The sequence below is a fragment of the Mesorhizobium sp. EU05-FHT14A09 genome (assembly GCF_058790995.1).
Genome location: NZ_JBYTDF010000005.1, coordinates 449,025 through 470,040, shown reverse-complemented (window position 1 = coordinate 470,040; position 21,016 = coordinate 449,025). Strand labels below are relative to the sequence as shown.

Annotated in this window: 21 protein-coding genes; 8 read left to right on the top strand and 13 right to left on the bottom strand. The window is 62.8% G+C overall.

What is annotated here, in order from left to right; genetic code table 11:
* The first annotated feature begins 20 nt into the window (after window positions 1–20).
* From AC3WTO_RS20275 to AC3WTO_RS20265, 3 genes are all read left to right on the top strand, one after another.
* Window positions 21–1,508: an aldehyde dehydrogenase gene (locus AC3WTO_RS20275; RefSeq protein ID WP_492462692.1), complete on the top strand. Its 1,488-nt coding sequence runs from the start codon at window positions 21–23 to the stop codon at window positions 1,506–1,508.
* Between the two features lie 99 nt (window positions 1,509–1,607).
* Window positions 1,608–2,201 (top strand): 2'-5' RNA ligase family protein, encoded by a 594-nt coding sequence (locus AC3WTO_RS20270; RefSeq protein WP_492462691.1) that lies wholly within the window; start codon window positions 1,608–1,610, stop codon window positions 2,199–2,201.
* 88 nt (window positions 2,202–2,289) lie between these two features.
* Complete coding sequence (locus AC3WTO_RS20265; RefSeq protein ID WP_492462690.1) at window positions 2,290–3,927, top strand: acetate--CoA ligase; 1,638 nt, start codon at window positions 2,290–2,292, stop codon at window positions 3,925–3,927.
* 4 nt (window positions 3,928–3,931) lie between these two features.
* Here the strand turns inward: AC3WTO_RS20265 and AC3WTO_RS20260 are convergent, their stop codons facing one another.
* The 7 genes from AC3WTO_RS20260 to AC3WTO_RS20230 form a co-directional block, all read right to left on the bottom strand.
* A complete protein-coding gene (locus AC3WTO_RS20260) occupies window positions 3,932–4,438 on the bottom strand; it encodes an L-2-amino-thiazoline-4-carboxylic acid hydrolase (protein ID WP_492462689.1) in 507 nt (168 codons plus the stop codon).
* 2 nt (window positions 4,439–4,440) lie between these two features.
* Window positions 4,441–5,229 carry an ATP-binding cassette domain-containing protein gene (locus AC3WTO_RS20255; protein ID WP_492462688.1) on the bottom strand — a complete coding sequence of 263 codons (789 nt, stop codon included), beginning with the start codon at window positions 5,227–5,229 and terminating at the stop codon, window positions 4,441–4,443.
* Window positions 5,222–6,022: an ABC transporter ATP-binding protein gene (locus tag AC3WTO_RS20250; protein ID WP_492462687.1), complete on the bottom strand. Its 801-nt coding sequence runs from the start codon at window positions 6,020–6,022 to the stop codon at window positions 5,222–5,224. The genes AC3WTO_RS20255 and AC3WTO_RS20250 overlap by 8 nt, the downstream gene beginning before the upstream one ends.
* A complete protein-coding gene (locus tag AC3WTO_RS20245) occupies window positions 6,019–6,840 on the bottom strand; it encodes an ABC transporter permease (protein ID WP_492462686.1) in 822 nt (273 codons plus the stop codon). Before AC3WTO_RS20245 ends, AC3WTO_RS20250 begins: the two co-directional genes overlap by 4 nt.
* On the bottom strand, window positions 6,837–7,823 hold the full coding sequence (locus AC3WTO_RS20240; RefSeq protein ID WP_492462685.1) for an ABC transporter permease: 987 nt from the start codon (window positions 7,821–7,823) through the stop codon (window positions 6,837–6,839). Before AC3WTO_RS20240 ends, AC3WTO_RS20245 begins: the two co-directional genes overlap by 4 nt.
* A 71-nt stretch (window positions 7,824–7,894) precedes the next feature.
* A complete protein-coding gene (locus tag AC3WTO_RS20235) occupies window positions 7,895–9,505 on the bottom strand; it encodes an ABC transporter substrate-binding protein (RefSeq protein ID WP_492462684.1) in 1,611 nt (536 codons plus the stop codon).
* 10 nt (window positions 9,506–9,515) lie between these two features.
* Complete coding sequence (locus tag AC3WTO_RS20230; RefSeq protein WP_492462683.1) at window positions 9,516–9,809, bottom strand: hypothetical protein; 294 nt, start codon at window positions 9,807–9,809, stop codon at window positions 9,516–9,518.
* Window positions 9,810–9,853: 44 nt separating this feature from the next.
* Between AC3WTO_RS20230 and AC3WTO_RS20225 the strand changes: the two genes are divergently transcribed.
* A complete protein-coding gene (locus AC3WTO_RS20225) occupies window positions 9,854–11,149 on the top strand; it encodes an amidase (RefSeq protein ID WP_492462682.1) in 1,296 nt (431 codons plus the stop codon).
* 53 nt (window positions 11,150–11,202) lie between these two features.
* On the opposite strand, the gene AC3WTO_RS20220 is transcribed toward AC3WTO_RS20225, so the two are convergent.
* The 6 genes from AC3WTO_RS20220 to AC3WTO_RS20195 form a co-directional block, all read right to left on the bottom strand.
* Window positions 11,203–12,171 (bottom strand): ABC transporter permease, encoded by a 969-nt coding sequence (locus AC3WTO_RS20220; RefSeq protein ID WP_492462681.1) that lies wholly within the window; start codon window positions 12,169–12,171, stop codon window positions 11,203–11,205.
* Window positions 12,168–13,721 carry a sugar ABC transporter ATP-binding protein gene (locus AC3WTO_RS20215; protein WP_492462680.1) on the bottom strand — a complete coding sequence of 518 codons (1,554 nt, stop codon included), beginning with the start codon at window positions 13,719–13,721 and terminating at the stop codon, window positions 12,168–12,170. The genes AC3WTO_RS20220 and AC3WTO_RS20215 overlap by 4 nt, the downstream gene beginning before the upstream one ends.
* A 180-nt stretch (window positions 13,722–13,901) precedes the next feature.
* Entirely contained in the window at window positions 13,902–14,897 is a 996-nt protein-coding gene (locus AC3WTO_RS20210) for an ABC transporter substrate-binding protein (protein WP_492462679.1), read from the bottom strand.
* Between the two features lie 239 nt (window positions 14,898–15,136).
* Entirely contained in the window at window positions 15,137–15,574 is a 438-nt protein-coding gene (locus AC3WTO_RS20205) for an RbsD/FucU family protein (RefSeq protein ID WP_492462678.1), read from the bottom strand.
* Window positions 15,575–15,623: 49 nt separating this feature from the next.
* The gene (locus AC3WTO_RS20200) at window positions 15,624–16,640 is read right to left on the bottom strand and encodes an aldo/keto reductase (protein WP_492462677.1); all 1,017 of its coding nucleotides are present in this window, start codon (window positions 16,638–16,640) and stop codon (window positions 15,624–15,626) included.
* Between the two features lie 52 nt (window positions 16,641–16,692).
* Window positions 16,693–18,198, bottom strand: coding sequence for a UxaA family hydrolase (locus tag AC3WTO_RS20195; protein WP_492462676.1), 1,506 nt, complete (start codon window positions 18,196–18,198; stop codon window positions 16,693–16,695).
* A gap of 164 nt (window positions 18,199–18,362) precedes the next feature.
* Here AC3WTO_RS20195 and AC3WTO_RS20190 point away from each other — a divergent pair, with 164 nt between their 5' ends.
* The 4 genes from AC3WTO_RS20190 to AC3WTO_RS20175 all read left to right on the top strand — a co-directional run bounded on the left by AC3WTO_RS20190 (window position 18,363) and on the right by AC3WTO_RS20175 (window position 20,971).
* On the top strand, window positions 18,363–19,283 hold the full coding sequence (locus AC3WTO_RS20190) for a GntR family transcriptional regulator (RefSeq protein WP_492462675.1): 921 nt from the start codon (window positions 18,363–18,365) through the stop codon (window positions 19,281–19,283).
* Between the two features lie 131 nt (window positions 19,284–19,414).
* Window positions 19,415–19,774, top strand: a complete 360-nt coding sequence (locus AC3WTO_RS20185; RefSeq protein ID WP_492462674.1) for a DUF2946 family protein — start codon at window positions 19,415–19,417, stop codon at window positions 19,772–19,774.
* Between the two features lie 99 nt (window positions 19,775–19,873).
* On the top strand, window positions 19,874–20,413 hold the full coding sequence (locus tag AC3WTO_RS20180) for a copper chaperone PCu(A)C (RefSeq protein ID WP_492462673.1): 540 nt from the start codon (window positions 19,874–19,876) through the stop codon (window positions 20,411–20,413).
* A gap of 36 nt (window positions 20,414–20,449) precedes the next feature.
* Window positions 20,450–20,971: a YcnI family copper-binding membrane protein gene (locus AC3WTO_RS20175; RefSeq protein WP_492462672.1), complete on the top strand. Its 522-nt coding sequence runs from the start codon at window positions 20,450–20,452 to the stop codon at window positions 20,969–20,971.
* The last annotated feature ends 45 nt before the right edge of the window (window positions 20,972–21,016 follow it).

Sequence of the window (21,016 nt, the reverse complement as noted above, 5' to 3'; positions counted from 1 at the left end):
GAATTCGGAGACAAGACCTGATGGACCAGGCCACGATCGACGCGCTGCGGCAGAGACCTGTCGCAGCGCAAAAGCTTTTCATCGACGGCACCTTCGCCGACAGCCGTGACGGGGAAACGCTCCCTGTCATCTCGCCGATCGACGGCACGACGCTGACTTCGATCGCCGATGCCGGCGCGGCCGATGTCGATCGTGCGGTGGCCGCGGCGCGTGCTGCCTTCGAGAAGGGAAGCTGGTCGCGTGCGGCACCCGCCGCGCGCAAGAAGGTGCTGCTGAAGCTGGCCGACCTGATCGAAAAACACGCGTTCGAACTGGCCGTTCTCGGTGTGCGCGACAATGGCACCGAAATCGGCATGGCCTACAAGGCCGAACCTCTGTCGGCGGCGGGAACCTTCCGCTATTACGCCGAGGCCATCGACAAGGTTTACGGCGAGATCGCGCCGACGGCGCCGGATGTGCTGGGGCTGATCCATCGCGAACCGCTGGGCGTTGTCGCCGCCATCGTGCCGTGGAATTTCCCGATGATGATCGGCGCCTGGAAAGTGGCGCCGGCCCTGGCTGCCGGCAACAGCGTGGTGTTGAAGCCTGCAGAGGTTGCGTCCCTCACACTGCTGCGCCTTGGTGAACTGGCAGCTGAAGCCGGCTTGCCGGAGGGTGTCTTCAATGTCGTCACGGGACGCGGCAGCGTGACCGGAGAAGCGCTCGGCCTGCATATGGATGTCGATGCCATTGTCTTCACCGGTTCGGGCGGGGTCGGACGGCGTCTGCTCGACTATTCGGCGCGTTCCAATCTCAAGCGGGTCCATCTCGAGCTTGGCGGCAAGTCACCCAATGTCGTCTTCGCCGACGCGCCCGATCTCGATGTCGCCGCCAAGGTGTCTGCCCATGGCATCTTCCGCAATGCAGGTCAGGTCTGCGTGGCCGGCTCGCGGCTGCTGGTGCAGTCCTCGATCTACGACGCCTTCGTGGAAAAGCTGGTGGCTGCAACCGTCAAGATGAAGGTCGGCGACCCGCTCGACATCAAGTCGGACATCGGCGCGGTGAGCAGCATGGAGCAGCTCAAGAAGGATCTCGGCCATGTGGCGACGGCGCTGGACGAAGGCGCGCAACTGGTTTCCGGTGGCCGCCGAATCCGCGAAGAGACTGGTGGCTATTATATGGAGCCGACCATCTTCGGTGGTGTCGCTCCCGGCATGACCGTGGCGCGCGAGGAGGTGTTCGGCCCGGTGCTGGCCGTGCAACGCTTCGAGGACGAAGCGGAAGCCGTGCGGCTCGCCAACGGTACCGTCTATGGGCTCGCCTCCGCGGTGTGGACCGCCAATCTTTCCCGGGCGCATCGCATGGTGCGGGCGATCCGCGCCGGCGTGGTGCATGTCAATACCTATGGCGGTGCTGACATGACTGTCCCGCTCGGTGGCTTTGGCCAGTCCGGCTTCGGCCGGGACAAGTCGCTGCACGCCTTCGACAAATATTCGGACCTGAAGACGGCCTGGATTTTGCTTGCGTAGGGGCTCTGGCAGCGCAAGCGCGGTCCCTCGGGATCGTGCTTGCGCTTGTTCTTGTTTTGTTCTATTTTGGACGTTTCGGCCCTGCGAATTGGGCGAGACATGTCCCAAGGTGTTTTCGATTTCGGTCAGTCAGAAGGTCCGCGCCGGCCCAAGAAACCGGAGCGACTGATCTTGATGGTGCTGCTTGAAACGCCGGTCGGCAGTCAGGCGCTGGAGATTGCGACCGGGATACAGATGGCGAACGGGCTCCAGGCGAAATTGCGCCCGCTGAAGCACCTGCACATCTCGCTCCAGCACATCAGGGACGATAAACGTTTGCGCGAGAAATACGTATTTGCTGCCAAATGCGCTGCAAAATCCGTTAGCACCGATGCGTTTGATGTCTGTTTCGATCGTATCGTCACGTTTCCCGGTGGTCGACCGGACAGGCGAGCAACGGTGCTTCTGGGCGGAAGCACGCCGTTGATGGATCTCCAGCGAAGGCTTGGTGTTGCTCTCATCTCCAACGGATTGCGTGGGACGCTGAGCTTTAACCCGCATATCACGCTTTTCTACAGTTCTCGGCCGGTCGTCTCGCAGCAGATCGATCCGTTGCGTTTCACCGTCCGAACGTTCTCGCTTGTCCACAGCGAGCGAGGACTGACAAAATACAACATTCTTGAATCCTGGCCGATGCCGGCGAAGTGGCACTAAAAGGCATAGCCTTTGGTTCGATGGCTTCATAAGTTCGTCCGCGCTATGTGATGCGCCTGAACGTTGCATCGCCATCGCGGAGGAGAGCATGGATTTTTCGACGGTCGACCGCACCTATGCCAAGGCGCGTGCGGGATTTCGCCTGGAAATACCCGAGCATTTCAATTTCGCGTTCGACGTCATCGACGACTGGGCGAAGCGTGACGACCGCACGGCGGTTATCGCCGTTTCGCGCGATGGCGAGACGATCCAGCGCATCGCCTATTCGCAGCTTTCGGAAAGCTCGAACCGCTTCGCCAATGCCTTGCGCAAGCTGGGCGTCGCTGCGGGTGACTTTGCCTGCGTCGTCATCGGTCGCGTGCCGGCCTGGTACACGGTGCTGTTCGGCTGCATGAAGGCGGGTGTCATCTCCATGCCGGGCACCAACCTGCTTACCGCACACGACATCGCTTATCGGGTCAACCATTCCAAAGCCACTGCCGTCATCGTCACTTCCGAGCATTGCGCCAAGGTCGATGCGATTCGTGCCGAATGCCCGACGCTGAGGACCTTCATCGTCGTTGATGGCGAACGCGACGGCTGGCTGCCGCTCGAAAAACTGCTGGCCGAGGCTTCGCCGGAGTTGGACCGCGAGGATTTTTCGCCAAACCGCGCGACCGACATGATGATGGCCTATTTCACCTCCGGCACCACCTCGTTGCCAAAGATGGTGCCGCGCGACCACGGTTACGCGCTCGCCCATGTGGCGACCGGCCTGTTCTGGATGGATCTGAGGCCCGGCGACGTGCACTGGTCGCTCACCGACACGGGTTGGGCGAAGGCGGCCTGGGGTATCCTGTTCCCGCAGCTGATGCTCGGCACACCGGCGGTGCTCTACAATGGCGACGGTGCCTTCGACGCGGACATGCATCTGAAACTGATCGGCAAACTCAAGGTCTCGACCTTCTGTGCGCCGCCAACCGTCTATCGCCTGTTCGCGCAGCAGGATCTGAAGCGCTACGACCTGTCCAGCTTGCGCCGCTCGCTGGGGGCAGGTGAGCCGCTCAATCCGGAAGTGATGCGCATCTGGAAGGAAGCGACCGGCACGACCATCGCCGATGGCTACGGCCAGACCGAGACCATCAACATTGTTGCCAATTTTCCGGGCGAGGAGGTTCGGTTCGGATCGATGGGCAAGCCGGTGCCGGGCTACGATGTCGACGTCGTCGATGACGACGGCAAGCGCCTGCCCGACGAAGAAGTCGGCCACATCGCGGTCAAGGTCACCGATCCACACCCGGGCGGCCTGTTCCACGGCTACTACACCGGCAAGGCACTGGACACCGGCTCGTTCCGCAATGGCTGGTACTATACCGGCGATACCGCGCGGCGCGACAAGGACGGCTATCTCTGGTTCGTCGGCCGCTCCGACGACCTGATCTCGTCCGCAGGCTATCGCATCAGCCCGTTCGAGGTAGAGAGTGCTTTGATCGAGCACAAGGCGGTCGCCGAAAGCGCGGTCATCGGCAAACCCGACCCGACGCGCGGGCAGATCGTCAAAGCCTATGTCATCCTGGCAAAGGGCTTCACGGCGTCGGACAAGCTGGCGCGCGACATCCAGGAATTCTGCCGCAACCTGACGGCGCCCTACAAATATCCACGCGAGATCGAATTCGTCGACACGCTGCCCAAGACCATTTCCGGCAAGATCCGCCGGGTGGAGCTCAGGCAGGCCAGCAAGGGATAGATGGTCAGGCCGCGTCGCGGTCTGTCAGCGCGATGTGGCAGCAGCCGCTGCCATGGCCGGGCGACCAGGTGACGTTGTCGAAACGCACGCCGGTGGCCTCGAACAGGCCGCGGTCGAAAGCGCCAGCGATGCGGCAGAGCGTGGTGAGTTGGTTCTCGCCGACGCCGGCCTCGACCCAGGCGTCCTTCAGCGGACACCGCTTGACCTTGAAGGCGATGCGGTCCGGCGCGCGTTCGACATCGGTCGGATACATGCGCCCGTCATCCGGGCTGACGGACAGGAAGGCTTCGCCGATGGCGCGCGCGTCATTAGGGCCGAACTTGGCGAAGGCTGCGGTCGCCACTTCCTGACCGCGTTTTTCGATGGCGCGCACCATGACCGCCTCGGCCTGTTCGGGGCCCAGTTCCGCCGTCAGCTCGTCCAGCATGAGCCGGTAGAGATCGGCGCGGTTGCGGAATGCGGAATCCAATTCGCGGGCAAGCTTTTCCGCTCGGGCTTGAGGGTTTGTCATGATCAGTCCTGTACTTGCGTCTTTGTGAGTCTGGGCACAGCGGCAACCAGCGCCTTGCCGATGGCGGATTGCGGATCATCGATGACAGCGCGGGCATCGCCCTGCTCGGCGATGCGACCACCCTCGAGAAGGATGACCCGGTGCGCGAAGGCACGCACGACGCCAAGGTCGTGGGAAACGAACAGATAGGCGATGCGTTCCGTGCGCTGCAGGTCGAGCAGCAGTTCAAGGATCTGGCCGCGTACCGAGACATCCAGCGCCGAAACGGCTTCGTCGAGCACGATCAGCGACGGTTTCGTGGCGATGGCGCGGGCAATCGCGACACGCTGACGTTGGCCGCCGGAAATCTCGTGAAGATGGCGGCCGGCGAGATCCGGCGACAGACCGACACGTTCGAGCAGTGCCGCAATGCGATCCGGGCGCTCACCGCGGCTGGCCAGCGCATGGATACGCAGTGGATCGTCCAGCACGCGCGTCACTGTCGCACGCGGATTAAGCGCGGCAAGCGGATCCTGGAACACCATCTGCAGCCGTGCGCGTCTGGCGCGCAGAGCCGAACCGCGCAAGGCGAGGAAGTTCTCGCCCTCGAAATCCACCCGGCCGGCATCGGGTTCGATCAGCCGCAGGATCAGACGGGCGATGGTGGATTTGCCGGAGCCGGAAGGACCGGCCAGCGCTACGGTTTCGCCTGTCGAAATGGCAAGTGAAATGGCGTCGGTAGCCGTAACGACCGTCCCGCCGCGGCGGAAGCGTTTGGTCAGCTCGGAGACGACAAGCAGCGGCTCAGACATGGTCGTGCCCGGTCGGTGCAATCATCGGGGTGGCATCAAGGCCGATATGGGCGGCCAGCAGCTTTCTGGTGTAGGCATGCGCCGGTGTCGGGATCACCGCGTCAGCCATGCCCAACTCGACCATCTCGCCATTGTTGAAGACGGCGATGCGGTCGGCCAGTTCCGCGGCAAGCGCGATGTCGTGGCTGACGAACAGCAGCGCCATTCCATCCTCAGCCACCAGTTGTCGGATGAGTGCGACGATGTCGGCCTGCACGATGGTGTCGAGCGCGCTTGTCGCCTCGTCGGCGATCAGCAGTCTCGGCCCGGCAGCAATTGCCGCGGCGATCGCCACCCGCTGCCTTTGCCCGCCCGATAGCTGGTGCGGATAGGCTTGCAGGGCCGTGTCGGGGTCTGGCAGCCTGACACGCCGCAACAGGTCAAGCGCACGGTCTTGCGCCTGTGCCCAACTGAGATCGAGATGTGTGCGGGCAACCTCGGCGATCTGCCGGCCGACGGTCATCACCGGGTCGAGGCTCGCCGAAGCGTCCTGGAAGACGAAGCCGATGTCGCGGCCGCCACGCGGCAAGTGCGGCTGTCCCGACCACAGGATCGCGCCATCCACGGTGGCCGTCGGCGGCAGCAGCCCGGCGATGGCAAGTGCGAGCGTGCTCTTGCCGGAGCCGCTTTCGCCGATGATCGCCAGCCGCTCGCCGGCGGCGATGTCGAGATCAATATCACGGAGCGAAGGCGAAGCCGCGTTAGGTCGATAGGAGACCGACAGGTCGCGGATCGAGACGAGTGGCCCGGTCATGACAGGCCCTTCCTGACGGCAGTGCCTTCGACGATGCCTTCACCGGCGAGATAGACACCAAGCACGGTCAACACCAGCGCTATGCCCGGCACGATCGAAAGAAACGGTGCCGAGCGCAGGACGGTGCGGCCTTCGGCGATCATGCCGCCCCAGGTGACGCGGTTGGGGTCGCCGAGCCCCAGGAAGGAAAGCGCGGCCTCGATCAGGATCGCAGAAGCGACGATGACGGAGGAGAGCGCGAGCACCGGTGGCAAGGCGTTTGGAAGAACCTCGCGCAAGGCGATCTCCAGCGGATGCATGCCGATGACCCGCGCGCCGGCAACGAAATCGCGCTCGCGGATGGAAAGCACTTCGGCGCGAGCGACGCGCGCTGGCCCTGTCCATGCCGAAAGTGCGATGGCGACGACCACGACGGTGAGCGAAGGGCCGACGACGCTGACGAAAGCCAGTGCGAGCAGGAAGGACGGTACGGTCTGGAAGGCGTCGGTGATGCGCATCAGCGCCTCATCGACGATGCCGCCGGCAAAACCCGCCAGTGTGCCGATCACGGCGCCGACGGCGATTGCCGCTGCTGCCGCGGCAAGTCCGACGGCCAGAGACGTGCGCGCGCCATGGACGAGTTCGGCCAGCACGTCGCGTCCGAGACGGTCGGTGCCGAGCGGCAGCGACCAGTCCTGGAATGGCGGCAGCAATGGCGCTCCCTTGATGGCGAGAGGGTCGCCGGGGAAGAGCATCGGGGCTACGAGCGCCATAGCCGCCAGGACGGCGAGGATGCCAAGCCCGACCAGGGCTTCCGGTATGTGCGACAGTCGCCTCATGCGCCGGCCTCGCTGGCGCCGACGCGCGGGTCGAGGAAGGCATAGGCAATGTCGACCAGAAGATTGATGAGGACGACCAGGACTGCGCTGACCAGGATGATGCCAAGCAGCAGCGGCGTATCGCGCAATGCCACGGCCTCCTGCGCGAGCCTGCCGAGCCCGGGCACGGAAAAGATACTTTCGATGACGACGCTGCCACCCAGCATCTGGGCGGACTGCAGTCCCAGCATGGTGATGAGCGGCAACAGGGCGTTGCGCGCGACATGGGCGAGCACGATGTGCCGGCGGCTGAGGCCCCTGGCGCGGGCCGCGCGTACGAAATCCAGCCGCCAGACCTCGGCCATGCCGGCTCGCATCATCCTGAGATACAGCGCCAGATAGATCACGCCGAGGGATGCCACCGGCAGGACGAGGTGATGGGCGATGTCGGCAGCGCGCGCAAAGCCGGTCTTGCCGGAGGCGATCGTCTCGAAGCCGGAGATCGGGAACCAGCGCAGGTCGACGGCGAAGACGATGACGAGGACCAGCGCCAGCCAGAAGCCCGGCACGGCGTAGAGTGCCAGCGATGCCGTCGACAGGAAGCGGTCGCGGAAGCTGCCGGGTTTTGCGCCGGCATAGATGCCGAGCGCCGAGCCAAGGCCGAAGGACAGGGCTGTCGAAGCGCCCATCAGGATCAGCGTAACCGGCAGGCGTTCGAGGATGACGTCGCGGATCGGTCGCGAGAAGGCAACCGACTGGCCGAGATCGAGATGCAGCAGTGCCCACAGATAGTTGGCCAGCCGTGTCGCGGCGGACTGGTCGAGCCCCCAGCTCTGCCGCATTGCCTCGACGAGGCCGGCATCGCCGCCGGTCGACACGAGATAAGCGTCGACCGCATCGCCGGGAGCCGCCTCGAGCAGGAGGAACGTGCCGACAACGACGATCAGGAGCACAAAGACGGAGCCGACGAGACGCCGGCGCAGAAGGAGGAAGGCACGTGACATGAGTACAAACTTCGAGGCCGGAGCCACCAGCTTATCCGCTGGCGGCTGCCGACCTCAAGCACCGATCCTGATTACTTCGCCAGCCAGGTGTCCGACCAGTTGGACACTGCCCAGCGCGGATTGTCGGCAATGTTGCCCACCTTGTCGCTGGCGACCGAAATGAAGGTCCAGTCGGCGACGTTGATGAAGGGCAGGTCCTCGACCACCTTCTTCTGGAACTCTTTGTAGAGGTCGGTGCGCACCGTGGCGTCCAGCGTCTCGGCTGCCTTGGCGATGATGCCGTCGATGTCGGCGCTCTTGTAGCCGCCCTGGTTGGAGAAGGGCACGCCATCGGGAATGCCGCTCTGCGCCAGGATGGTGGTGGAGATCGCCGGATCGCCGCGGAACACGGGTGGGCCGACCGCAAGGTCGAAGGCATGGTCGGTGTAGACTGCTTTGATGTGCGCGGCCGAGTCATTGTTGACCAGTTCGGCGTCGATGCCGATGGCTGCGAGTGCCTGGCGCAGATAGTCGCCGAACTGCTTGGTTTCGTTGAAATAAGGGGCCGGAAGCAGTTTAAGCTTAAAGCGCTTGCCGTCAGCGCCCGGCTTGTAGCCGGCCTCGTCGAGCAAGGCGTTGGCCTTGGCGACGTCGAAGGCGTAGGCCGGCACGTCCGGGGTATAGAACTGCTTGTCGTTCTTCGGTACCGGGCCGCTCGCGGTCTCGGCATAGCCGAGGAAGATCGTCTTGACGACGAAGTCCCTGTCGATGGCATGCGCTATCGCCTGCCGTACCTTCAGATCGGCCAGTTCCTTGCGGCGATGATTGATTTCCACGACGAGCTGGTAGGTGAGGCTTTCATAACCCTTGGTGACGACCTTCAGCCCCGGCACCTTGGAAATCCGGTCAAGGTCGGCCAGCGGCACGGCCGAGAAGGCAGCGAGCTGGATTTCTTCAGCCTCGAGCGCATTGGCGGCCGCCGAGCGGTCCGGCAGCACCTGGTAGACGATCTCGTCGAGATTGGGCTCACCCTTGCCCCAATAGGCGGTGTTTTTTTCCAGCCGGTAGTACTGGCCGGCCTTGTGTTCGGCAAACTTGAACGGACCTGTACCGACGGGGGCCGTGTTGGCCGGGTTCTCCTCGATCTTGCCGTTCTCGTAGATGTGCTTGGGCACGACGCTGGTCAGCGCCGGCAGCGCGTTGCGGATCAGCTGGAACGGCGTCGGCTTGGCGAATTTGAACACGGCGGTGTGTTCGTCAGGGGTCTCGACAGCTTCCAGATCCTTGAAAACGACACGGCCGAGATTCTGCAGCGGCTTCCAGATCTGCAGGGCCGAGAAGGCGACGTCGGCCGAGGTGAACGGCTTGCCGTCGTGCCAGGTCACGCCCTCGCGCAGCTTGAAGGTGACAGACTTGCCGTCTTCCGAGCCTTCCCAACTGATGGCGAGGCGAGGGCTGAGCCCGTCCTTGCCTTCATAGTCGGCTTCCGCGAGCGGCTCGACGATCTTGGACGAGATGAAGAAGACACCGTTGGAAGCAACGATTGCCGGGTTCAGATTGCGCGGTTCGGAATCGGCAGCGACTGTCAGGCGTCCGCCCTTTTGCGGCTCCTGTGCCCAGCCAATCGTGGGAAGGGCGGTCGAGGCGAGCAGCAATGCAGCGCCTGAAAGCAACGAACGCCTGGTGAGCTTGAAACCTGACATGACTGACCCCCTAAATGACCTGCCAAGCAGGTCCTGATACTGTGGGCAGGCTCTGCAGGCCTGCTTCCACGGCGCGGATTATGACCTTTGTCCGCCGTTTCGCCAGAGAAGGAATTGGCGCAGAAGGCCCTGGCGTTGAAATTTCCATCCGCTGGACCAGAGCGTTTCCGTCTTTTACGGAAACGCGGAAACGCTCTAAGTTTTTGTTTTTACGCAATTCCGGACGGAAAACTGTTACACATTTTTCCTGGAATTGCTCCAGCGGTGGCGACGGCCAGAGGCGTTGCGGTTTGGCGGTGCGCATGAGACAGCATTGCGGTCCGAACGTCCATGTCAGGTGAGATGCCGATGTCCTCTGCGCGCGATCGTCTCGAAGCGTTCCTCTCGCGTCTTGCCGAGCGGGCTGCCGACGAAAAGGTGTTCACCAAGCTCTATCCCGACGTGGCCCGCGCGGCTGCCGACGCTGCCGATGCGCGCCGAAAGGCCGGCATCGGGCTTGGGCCGCTCGACGGCGAGATCATTTCGATCAAGGATCTGCTCGATGTCGGCGGCGAGCGGACGCTGGCCGGTTCGGTGCTGCGCCGCACCGCCGTGCCGGCGCGTAAAGACGCACCGGTGGTGCAGCGTCTGCGCCAGGCCGGCGCGGTCATCATCGGCAAAACCAACATGACGGAATTCGCGTTCACTGCGCTCGGCCTCAATCCGCACTACGGCACGCCGGGCAATGGCGCCGATGCCACACGTGTTCCGGGTGGGTCCTCGTCGGGCGCCGGCGTATCGGTGGCCGAAGGCACCAGCGCCATTTCGATCGGTTCGGATACGGGCGGGTCGATCCGCATTCCGGCGGCGCTGAACGGCGTTGTCGGCTTCAAGCCGACAGCCAGCCGCGTGCCTCTGGACGGCGCCTTTCCGCTTTCCTTCGCGCTGGACTCCCTCGGCCCCCTTGCACGGACGGTTGCCGAATGTGCCGCCACCGACGCGATCCTCGCCGGCGAGGAACCTCTGCCGCTGATGCCGGCGCGGCTGGATGGCCTGCGCGTCGGCATTCCACGCGGCGCATTGTTCGACAACACCGAAGAACCGATCGCCCGCGCCTTCGAGGACTCGGTCCGCAGGCTCGAGCGGTCCGGTGCGCGCCTTTTCGATATTGCTATCGACGACCTTGTCGATGCAATGAACGAGGCCACTCAGTACGGCTCCATCGCCGGCATGGAAGGTGCGGCCATCCATGCCGACTGGCTGGAGGCCGGCACGGATGTTCCGGTCGATGCACATGTCAGCGTGCCGCTTGCCCGCTACGCCAAGGCGCCGGTACCGATCTACATCCGCACGATACGCAGCCGCGCCGGGCATATTGTCGAGATGGATCGCAGGCTGACGGATTTCGACATGCTGGCACTGCCGACCGTGCCGGTGGCGGCGCCACTGATCGATGCGGTGATGGCCGATCCGAAATTCGACGACCGCATGGAAGGGCTGCTGCTGCGCAACACCGAGGTGTTCAACTACTTCGACCAGTGCGCGATCTCGCTGCCGATGCCCGGCACGGCCTTGCCGTCCGGCCTGATGCTGGTCGGCCGCAACGGTCACGACCGCCGCCTGCTGGCGATTGCTGCTTCGGTCGAAGCTCTGCTCAAGGCCTGAGCGGTCCGACTGGAGACCGGCGATGGAGCGGATCCGCCCCATCGGGTTTTGCATCATTTGTTGCCGCGCCGGCGCAGCCCGTCGAAATAGACGATGACGATGATGAGCGCCCCGGTGATCACGCGCTGCCAGAATGCGTTGACGTTGAGCAGATTGGCACCGTTGTTGATGGTGGCAAGAATGAAGGCGCCGAGCAATGGTCCATGCACAGAACCTACGGCTCCGAACAGTGACGTGCCACCGATGACCGAAGAGGCGATCGCTTGCAATTCCCAGCCTTCGGCCTGGGTCGGGTTACCGATGCCGATGCGGGATGCAAGCAGAACGCCGACAAAGGCCGCGCACAGGCCCGAAAGCGTATAGGCCATGTAGATGGTGCGCTGGACGTTGACGCCGGAGAGGCGCGCGGCCTCGGCATTGGAGCCGACCGAGAACAGGTAACGGCCCCAGCGTGTGTGGTGCAGGAAGACGTAGGCCGGCACGCCGACGAGTATGACCATCCAGAACAGGTTGGGCACGCCGACGAACGAGCCGCGCGAGAATTCCTGGAAGGCATCGTTGTTGATGGAAATCGAGTTACCGTTGGTCATCAGAAGGCCGATGCCGCGCAACGAGGTCAGCGTGGCCAGCGTGATGATGAAGGGCGGCAGCCCCATCTTGACGATGCCGAAGCCGTGAAACAGGCCAATAGCAACGCCGATCAGCAGGGTGATCAGGATGGCGACAAAAACCGGCAGTCCGGAATTGATCAGCATCGCCGTCGTCACCGTCGCAAAACCGACGACGGCACCGACGGAGAGGTCGATGCCACCAGTGATGATGACGAAGGTCTGACCCACTGCCAGGATGGCGATCATCGAGCCCTGGCGCAGCAGGTTGGAGATGTTGTTGGCGGTGGCGAAGCTCGAAGTCGAGAAGGAGAGCAGGACCCACAGCAAAACCAACAGCGCCAGCAGCGTCAGCCCGAACAGCGCGTTGTAGTTGCGCTTCGACTTTTCGGCGGGGATCGCCTCGGTGCTCATGATTGTCCTCCGGTTTTTTCCTGCTTCTCGGCCAGCGCCTGGGTCAGGATGTCTTCGTGGCTGACGGTGTGGAAGCCATGCGTGGCGACCAGCTTGCCGCGCCGGAAAACATGCAGCGTATCGGCCAGTTCATAGACTTCCGGCAGATAGGACGAGATCAGGATGATACCCGCGCCCTGGGAGAGCAGCGTGGAGAAAAGCCGGTAGATTTCCGCCTTGGTGCCTACGTCGACGCCCACCGTCGGTTCGTCGAAGATGAACAGCTTGGCGCCATGGTTCAGCCATTTGCCGATGACGATCTTCTGCTGGTTGCCGCCGGAGAGGCTGGAGGCCAGCGCTTGTCGTCCGGCTGTCTTGATGCGCAGGCCGGCGATCTGCTGTTCGGCATGTTTTGTCTCTTCACCGCCGGAGATCAGAGCACTCCTGCTGATGCGCTTGTAGATGGGCAGGTTGAGGTTAAGGCTCACCGGAAGATTGAGGCAAAGGCCCTGATCGCGTCGGCTTTCCGGGGCTAGCGCCATGCCGAGCTTGATCGCATCATGCTCGGAACGGACGTGAACTTGCTTGCCGTCCCACAACACCGTGCCGGAGGATTTGGGGTGGCGGCCATAGAGGGTGGTGACGAATTCACTGCGCCCGGCACCGATCAGACCGTAGAGGCCGACGATCTCGCCTTCGTGCACGGTCATCGAGATATTCTCGAATCCCTTGCCGGAAAGCTGCCTGGCTTCCAGGATCGTCTTGCCGATCGGGAATTTGTCCTTGTGATAGATCTGCTCGATCGAACGGTTGATCATCAGCCGCACCAGTTCGGCTTCGTCGGTATCCTTGATGTTGCGGGTGCCGACATAGGTGCCGTCGCGCAGCACCGAAACACGGTCGGCCAGTTCGAACACCTCCTCCATGCGGTGGCTGATGTAGATGATGGTGACGCCCTCTGCTTTGAGACGGCGGATCAGGGCAAAAAGCTGGTCAGCTTCCTTGCGGGTGAGATAGGCGGTCGGCTCGTCGAAGATGAGGAATTTGGTGCCGCGCACGGTGGCGCGGGCCGCGGCGATCAATTGCTGCTGGCCGATGGTCAAGTCACCCAGCAGGACATGGGCGGGCAGGTTGAAGCCGAGATCATTGATGATCTTCTGGGCATCTCGCACCATGGCACGCTGCTGCAGGAAACCGTAGCGGACGTTTTCCTCGCCGAGGAACATGTTGGCAGCGACGGTGAGATGACGGCACAGCACCACCTCCTGGTGCACGGCGTTGATGCCCAGCGCCATCGCTTCATGCGGTGTTGCAAGCGCGACGGGAGCACCCTCCCAGATGACGTCGCCGGAGGTACGCGGCATCACGCCTGTCAGAAGCTTGATCAGTGTGGATTTGCCGGCACCGTTTTCGCCAACGACCGCGTGGATTTCCCCCGCCCTGAAGGCGAGATTCACCGGCTTCAACGCATGCGTGCCGGGATATTTCTTTTCCAGGCCGCGCAGTTCCAGGATCACCTTGCCGGGTTCCAGTTCCGGGGCAGGGAGCTGATGTGGTGCCGCTGGTGTCATGACAATCCTCCCGACTGGCACGCTTTGGACAGCTCGCACAGCCTAGCGCAGGAGACCTGAGCCGGACAGGTCATGCTGCCACGCTTCAGGAATACTCTCGGGTGAGAGTGAGGTCGCTTCGGTCGGCTCAACTGCTTGATCCGGGGCCGGGACTGGCCCCGGATCACAGGTTTTCAAGGCTCAGTTGAGCTTCGGGTTGAGGAGCGCGTCGATCTTCGGCTCCTTCATGTTTTCCTTGGTGACGAGGTTGGCGCCGGTGTCGACGAAGGTCTCGACTTTCTCGCCCTTCGAGGCGGCAAGCGCGGTCTTGATGCCGTCATAACCCATGCGATACGGGTCCTGCACGACGAGGCCGGAAATGACGCCATCGTTGAGGAACTTGATCAGCTTCTCGTCGCTGTCGAAGCCGATCAGCCCGACCTTGCCGGCAAGGTTGTTTTCGGCGATTGCCTGGCCGACGCCCTGCGCCATGATCAGGTTCGAGGCGAAGACACCCTTGAGGTCCGGATTGGCGGTGATCAGGTCGGTCGCGATGTTGAGACCAGTCGTGGCCTGGCCATCCGCATATTTGTCCGCCACCACCGTCAGGCCCGGATACTTGGCCTTGACCTGTTCGAGGAAGCCTTCGCGGCGCTGTTCAAGCGAGCCGGCACCTGGAAGCGCCGTGATGATCGCCACCTTGCCTTCGACCTTGCCACCATTGGCAGCACCGATCGCAGCTGCCAGACCGTCGGCCGCGACCTGGCCGCCAACCTTGTTGTCGGTGGTCAGGAAGGACGTGAAGGCCTTGGAGTCGGCTGAGGAGTCGATGCCGATGATCTTCACTTTCTTGGCGGCTTCATCGATCGGCTTGCCAAGAGCCTTGGCTTCGGTCGGAGCGATGACGACTGCGGCCGGATTGCCGGCTACCGCGTTTTCAAGGATCGAGATCTGCCCGTTGACGTCGGTCTCTGCCTGGGCGCCGAGTTCCGGCACGTTGACGCCGAGATCCTTGCCGGCCTTACGGGCGCCGGCGAGTACGATCTGCCAGTAGAAGGAGGTGGTGTCCTTCACGATGATCGGGATGGTGGTGTCGGCGGCGGCGGCCGGCCCCGGTTGGAATGCGCCGGCCAGCATCGAGGCTGCGGCGAGTGCCACGAAGGTGCGGCGGCTGACTATGCTTTTCACGAATTTCATAGGCTTCCTCCCAAAGTCGCCTGGTCGGTTTACGCGAAGTCCTTTCTGGATAGGCGAAGTCCAATCAGGACTTTATAGATAAAAAACATCATAGCGATTTTTAGTGGATCGTGGCGGCGCTTGCAAGTGTGAAGCCCCTTCGTGGCCCTCACGAGCCCTCTTTCGATATGAGGCATCAATTCCAAACTAAGGTCAATGCGGAACAATCATTCCATGTGGCGTCGTTGTGTCTTCCGCAGTCAACCCTGCTCGGCGCGGACCACGCCTTTCTTGAGCAGGATGTTTGCATAGGCAGCGCGCTCGCCGGAGGCGATAATGTAGGCGGCTTTGGTCGCACGTTCATAGAAGGCGAACCGTTCAAGAGGCGCGATGACAAAGGGGCCGGCCAGGCGGTCGACGATAGACTGGTAGGAGCGGCAGATGTCGGGAAGCTGGTTCGCGTCTTCGACGACTGCCATGCGGAAAGCCGCTGCCGGTGCATAGGTGTCGAGCGGCATGTGCGTGAGGATGGCTTCAAGCAAAGCCTCGCCGCCCAGCCCGTCGGCTCGCACGACCTTAGGGCCTTGCGTGCTTGCAGGAAAATTGCCGTCGGCGATAACGATCTCGTCGCCATGGCCCATGCTGCGCAAGGCGTGCAGCAGATCGGGTCCGAGAAGAGGATGAATGCCGCGCAGCATCAGGCGATGTCCTTTGGAATTGTTGTCTGGCCATTGCGTCCAACTGGCTTCATTCGCGCACGGCTCCCGTCAACGGTGGCTGCACGGTCGTATAAGGACGGTACTTTTCGAACTCAGCTTCAGGAACCTTGATCTCGAGCAGGTCGATGTTGCGCGTCAGGCTGGAGGCCTTGGCGGTGCCGATCAGCACCGTCGAAACCGCTTTCTCATGCAAGGGGAACTGCAACGCTGCGGCGGCCAGCGGATATCCGGCCTCTTCGGCGATCGTTTCCATGGCGGATACCTTTGACAGGATCTCCGGTGAAGCCGGGCCGTAGTCGAAATGCGAGCCGGGCTTTGCACCCGTCGCTAGGATGCCGGAGTTGAAGACGCCGCCGATGACCAACGTGGTGCCGTGCTGATGGCAAAGCGGCAGCAAGTCCGCCTCGGCCGAACGGTCGAGCAGTGAGTAGCGGCCGGCGAGCAAGATGCAGTCCAGCGGTGCGCGACGCATGACTTCGACGCAGATTTCCACTTCGTTGACGCCAAGCCCGTAGGCGGAAATGACGCCACCGGATTTCAGCCCTTCCAGCGCCTTGATGCCGCCGTCCAGCAACTGGCCGAGGTGAACCTTGGTGAGCTCAATGCCGTGTGTGTAGATGCCGATGTCGTGCACATAGAGGATGTCGATGCGATTGAGCCCAAGCCGCGCGTAACTGAATTCGACCGAGCGCATAATGCCGTCATAGCTGTAGTCATATTCCAGCTTGAACGGCAGCGGGTTGAAGAAACCGAGATTGGGGACTTCGTGTTTCGGCGCCGGCTTAAGCAGACGGCCCACCTTGGTGGACAGCGCATAGCTGTCGCGCGGCTTGTCGCGCAGGAAATCGCCGAAGCGGCGTTCGGAGAGTCCGAAGCCGTAATGGGGTGCGGTGTCGAAATAGCGGATGCCGGCATTCCAGGCTGCGTCGAGTACAGCTTCGGCGTCCTTGTTCGGCACCGCTTGATAGAGATTGCCCAGCGATGCACCGCCGAAGCTGAATTCGGTGACATCCAGCGCGGTCTTGCCGATACGGCGGGTCTTCATGCATCCACTCCCGTTCGCGGCCGTTTCCCAGCCGTCTCTTCGCTCGTCGAAGCTACAGCGTTGCGCCGAGATGCCAAGGCACGAACTCGTTGTCGCCATAGCCGAACATCTCGCTCTTCGTCTTCTTGCCCGAGGCGGTCTCGACGATGAGTTCGAAGATATCGCGGCCCATCTCCGAGATCGTCCTGTCGCCGGAGGCGATGACGCCGCAATTGACGTCCATGTCCTCCTCCATGGCTTGGAAGAGCGTGGTGTTGGTCGCCACCTTGATCGATGGCGTCGGGTGGCTGCCGAAGCAGGAGCCGCGCCCGGTGGTAAAAACGATGACATTGGCGCCGCCCGCGACCTGGCCGGTGGCGGAGACCGGGTCGTAGCCAGGCGTGTCCATGAAAACGAGGCCGCTGCCGCTGACCTTCTCGGCATAGGCAAAGACCCCGTTGAGCGGGGTCTGGCCACCCTTGGCGACGGCACCGAGCGACTTCTCCAGGATGGTGGTCAGTCCGCCGCGCTTGTTGCCGGGCGAGGGATTGTTGTCGATCGAGGCGCCGTGCATGGCGGTGTGGTTTTCCCACCATTTGATCAACGCATCGAGTTTGGTGGCGATCTCCGGCGTGGCTGCGCGGTAGGCAAGCAGGTGCTCGGCGCCATAGATCTCCGTGGTCTCCGAGAGGATGCCGATGCCGCCGACACCGGCAAGCAGATCAACGGCCGCGCCAAGCGCCGGATTGGCGGTGATGCCGGACATGCCATCGGACCCGCCACATTGCAGGCCGACCACGATCTCCGAGACCGGGATCGGCTCGCGCTCCAGCCTGCCGACCTCCTCGGCGATCTCAGCCAGGACGCCCATCGCCTTTTCGACCGACTTGCGTGAGCCGCCGGCATCCTGGATGTTGAAATGCCGCTTGCCGGCGGCCACACCCTTCTGACCGTAGAGGGTGAGCTGGTTGACCTCGCAGCCCAGCCCCACCATCAGCACACCGCCGAAATTGGGATGGCGTGCGTAACCGGCCAATGTGCGGTGCAGAACCATCATGCCGTCGCCAGTGGCGCTCATGCCGCAGCCCTGTCCGTGCACGATCGGCACGAAACCGTCGATGCCCGGATAAAGCGGCAGCAGGCGGCGATTGGCCTCGTCGGCAATCGCGTGGCAGACGGTGGCAGAGCAGTTCACGCTGGCGACGATGCCGACGAAATTGCGGGTGCCGGCGCGGCCGTCAGCGCGGCGATAACCCATGAAGGTGCGGACTTTGTCAGCCTCGGTGGCCTCCAATGGCGCCGATGGCGGAACGACCGGCATGCGGCCGGATTCGAACACCAGATTGTGCGAATGAACATGCTCGCCCGCAGCGATATCCTGCGTGGCGCGACCGATAGCCTGGGCGTATTTGACGACCGCAGAGCCGGCCGGGATCGGCATGATCGCTACCTTGTGACCGGATTCGACCGAGTCGGCTGTCGTGGCGCCACCTGGAAGTGCGGTGCCTTTCTCCAGCCGGCCGTTGGCGACCACGACATTGTCGGAAGGCGAAAGCACGATCGAATTGGCGGCGGTCACGACGATGGTTCCTGGGATCTGGATTCCTGGGATTTGTCCTGGCTGCTGCCGGATTGACACCGGCTATCCTGCAGTTAATGTCTTTTATCGTAAAAAAACATTTGGGCGTCAATTGGCATTTTCGGTTAGAGCGCTTGCCAGGAACGGCGGGCGAAGAGAATAGAATGTCGAAGAGCAATAACGTCTTCAAAGATGCCTATAATCGCTGCCTGCGGCTGCTGGAGGAAACCAGCAATCTGCCTTCCGAGCCGGAATTGGGAGCGACGCTTGGCGTGAGCCGGACCACTGTGCGCGGCATTCTTGCCCGTATGGCTGAAAACGGTCTGATTGCCTGGGACAAGCGTGACAAGACGGTGCTGCGTGCGCCGAAAGAAGACGATTTCTTCCCGGACGAAGAAACCGACTCGTTGTCGCAGATCATCGAGCGCTCGTTCATGCGGCGCCTGCTGGCCGAGGGCGCGGAAGCCGGCATGCAGATCAACGAGCTGGAACTGGCGCGCGAGATCGGCGTCGGCACCACCAGCGTCCGCGAATTCCTCATCCGTTTCAGTCGTTTCGGTCTGATCGAGAAGCGGCGCAACAGCCATTGGGTGCTGAAGGGCTTCACCCAGGCCTTCGCGCTGGAACTGGCCGACATCCGTGAAATGTTCGAACTGCGCTCCGCCGCCGCCTTTGTTGCCTTGCCGGCTGACAGCCCTGTCTGGGCCGATCTCGACCGTCTGGAAGCCGAGCATCATGTCCTGGCGCGCGATATCGCCAATCGCTATCCCGAGTTCTCGGAGCTGGACGAGCGTTTCCATCGGCTGATCCACAGCGCCTCGCGCAACCGTTTCATCGTCGATTTCTACGATGTCATCGCCATGATCTTTCATTACCACTACCAGTGGAACAAGGCGGGACAGCGCAGCCGCAACGAAACGGCGGTGGCCGAACATATTGCCTATATCGCTGCACTCAAGTCGCGCGATGCGGTCAAAGTGGAGGCTGCCTGCCGCAAACATCTGACGTCGGCACGACAGACCCTGCTCGACTCGACGCCTGAAGGCAGACGAACCCTTCCGGCGAACCGTACCAAGACGCCGTGACCCGCTGCCATGTCGGGCTTGTTGCCGCAGCGCCGATTTGTCGGTTTGCCGGCCTTCAGGCTCGTGGTAGGTCTTTGCAGATTGGCAAGGGAGTGCGCGACGCCGTGATCGCCGGGCGCAGGAGATGGAGCATGCCGACGGCCCTCGCCGTCGCGTGGCTGCTCGTCCTGCAGTCGGTGCTTGGCGCCTTCGCCGCCGGCGCCGGTCCCAATCCCGCGCAACTCGATGCCTTCGGCAACGTCATCTGTACGCATGACGGCGCCGCGCAACTGCCGCCGGGCGAGCAGCCGCAACAGCACCAGCAATCGTGCTGCGTGCTCGGCTGCAACATGTACTCGTCGGCGGTTGGGGCGCCGCCCGATGCCATTCCTCTGCTTGACGGACTGGCCTTCGCTGCCAGCCTCCTGGTCGTCTTTCCCGCCAGAAACGTTATCGGCTTCAGCCATGACTGGTCGCCGGGAAATCCGCGCGCGCCACCGGTATTGGCCTGATCTTTACCGTTGCGCCCGGCCGCTGGCCGCGCCACGATTTCTCCCTTTCGTTTCCTATTTGCGTGTCCGGCAATGACGCGCCTGCCATGGAGCAAACCCATGCCTATCTTCAACCACGTTCGTTCGCGTGCATCCCTGTCTAACTCGATTTCTTCCCGGCTTGGCCTTGCGTCAGCCGCTCTCGCAGTCCTGCTTGCCGGCGCTCCAGCCGCATTCGCGCATGAATTCAAGGTCGGCAGCCTCGAGATCGATCATCCGTGGTCGCGCGCCACGCCACCCGGCGCGAAAGTGGCCGGCGGTTACCTCACCATCAAAAACAGCGGCGGCGAGCCGGATCGTCTGGTCTCGATCGCCTCGGATGTCTCGCAGAAGGCGGAGGTGCATGAAATGGCAGTCAAGGATGGCGTCATGACCATGCGCAAGCTGGACAACGGCCTCGACATTCCAGCCAATGGCAAGGCCGAACTCGCGCCCGGCGGCTACCACCTGATGTTCATCGGCCTCAATCGCCAGCCCAAGCAGGGTGAGAAATTCGCCGCGACGCTGACCTTCGAAAAGGCCGGCCCTGTCACGGTGGAGTTCAACGTCGAAGCCGTTGGCGGTGCCGCACCCAAGGCGCATGGCGATCACGCGAACTGACCTTTTCAGAACGAACCTATTTTCAGAGGAACTCCAATGTTCAGAACCATGATCGTTGCCGGCCTTGTCATGAGTGCCGGTGCAGGGGCGGCGTTTGCCCATGTCTCGCTCGAGATCAAGGAAGCGCCGGTCGACTCCACCTACAAGGCCATCTTCCGTGTTCCGCATGGTTGCGACGGCAAGGCGACCACGGCCGTACGCATCAAGATCCCGGAAGGTGTCATCGACGTGAAGCCGATGCCGAAAGCCGGGTGGAAGCTGGAGACGGTGAAAGGCAAGTACGCCAAGGCCTATTCCCTGTGGGGTGAGACGGTCAGCGAAGGCGTGACCGAGGTCAACTGGAATGGCGGCAACCTGCCGGACGAATTCTATGACGAGTTCGTGTTGCGCGCGCGGCTGGCCGGCGATCTGTCCGCAGGTGAAACCCTGCGCTTTCCGGTCGTGCAGGAATGCGAAGGCGGTGGCACCGCGCGCTGGATCGAAATCCCCGCCGCAGGCCAGGATGAAGACGCGCTCGAGCACCCGGCGCCCGGCCTGAAACTCCTGCCGAAGAAGTAATGGTTGCGGCGCGCCGCATCTTGGCGCGCCGCTACCCCTTGGGTG

Excerpts from the sequence above, each read along its gene's own strand:
- AC3WTO_RS20275 (WP_492462692.1), top strand. The coding sequence starts at position 21 with ATGGACCAGGCCACGATCGACGCGCTGCGGCAGAGACCTGTCGCAGCG.
- AC3WTO_RS20270 (WP_492462691.1), top strand. The coding sequence starts at position 1,608 with ATGTCCCAAGGTGTTTTCGATTTCGGTCAGTCAGAAGGTCCGCGCCGG.
- AC3WTO_RS20265 (WP_492462690.1), top strand. The coding sequence starts at position 2,290 with ATGGATTTTTCGACGGTCGACCGCACCTATGCCAAGGCGCGTGCGGGA.
- AC3WTO_RS20260 (WP_492462689.1), bottom strand. The coding sequence starts at position 4,438 with ATGACAAACCCTCAAGCCCGAGCGGAAAAGCTTGCCCGCGAATTGGAT.
- AC3WTO_RS20255 (WP_492462688.1), bottom strand. The coding sequence starts at position 5,229 with ATGTCTGAGCCGCTGCTTGTCGTCTCCGAGCTGACCAAACGCTTCCGC.
- AC3WTO_RS20250 (WP_492462687.1), bottom strand. The coding sequence starts at position 6,022 with ATGACCGGGCCACTCGTCTCGATCCGCGACCTGTCGGTCTCCTATCGA.
- AC3WTO_RS20245 (WP_492462686.1), bottom strand. The coding sequence starts at position 6,840 with ATGAGGCGACTGTCGCACATACCGGAAGCCCTGGTCGGGCTTGGCATC.
- AC3WTO_RS20240 (WP_492462685.1), bottom strand. The coding sequence starts at position 7,823 with ATGTCACGTGCCTTCCTCCTTCTGCGCCGGCGTCTCGTCGGCTCCGTC.
- AC3WTO_RS20235 (WP_492462684.1), bottom strand. The coding sequence starts at position 9,505 with ATGTCAGGTTTCAAGCTCACCAGGCGTTCGTTGCTTTCAGGCGCTGCA.
- AC3WTO_RS20230 (WP_492462683.1), bottom strand. The coding sequence starts at position 9,809 with ATGCGCACCGCCAAACCGCAACGCCTCTGGCCGTCGCCACCGCTGGAG.
- AC3WTO_RS20225 (WP_492462682.1), top strand. The coding sequence starts at position 9,854 with ATGTCCTCTGCGCGCGATCGTCTCGAAGCGTTCCTCTCGCGTCTTGCC.
- AC3WTO_RS20220 (WP_492462681.1), bottom strand. The coding sequence starts at position 12,171 with ATGAGCACCGAGGCGATCCCCGCCGAAAAGTCGAAGCGCAACTACAAC.
- AC3WTO_RS20215 (WP_492462680.1), bottom strand. The coding sequence starts at position 13,721 with ATGACACCAGCGGCACCACATCAGCTCCCTGCCCCGGAACTGGAACCC.
- AC3WTO_RS20210 (WP_492462679.1), bottom strand. The coding sequence starts at position 14,897 with ATGAAATTCGTGAAAAGCATAGTCAGCCGCCGCACCTTCGTGGCACTC.
- AC3WTO_RS20205 (WP_492462678.1), bottom strand. The coding sequence starts at position 15,574 with ATGCTGCGCGGCATTCATCCTCTTCTCGGACCCGATCTGCTGCACGCC.
- AC3WTO_RS20200 (WP_492462677.1), bottom strand. The coding sequence starts at position 16,640 with ATGAAGACCCGCCGTATCGGCAAGACCGCGCTGGATGTCACCGAATTC.
- AC3WTO_RS20190 (WP_492462675.1), top strand. The coding sequence starts at position 18,363 with ATGTCGAAGAGCAATAACGTCTTCAAAGATGCCTATAATCGCTGCCTG.
- AC3WTO_RS20185 (WP_492462674.1), top strand. The coding sequence starts at position 19,415 with ATGCCGACGGCCCTCGCCGTCGCGTGGCTGCTCGTCCTGCAGTCGGTG.
- AC3WTO_RS20180 (WP_492462673.1), top strand. The coding sequence starts at position 19,874 with ATGCCTATCTTCAACCACGTTCGTTCGCGTGCATCCCTGTCTAACTCG.
- AC3WTO_RS20175 (WP_492462672.1), top strand. The coding sequence starts at position 20,450 with ATGTTCAGAACCATGATCGTTGCCGGCCTTGTCATGAGTGCCGGTGCA.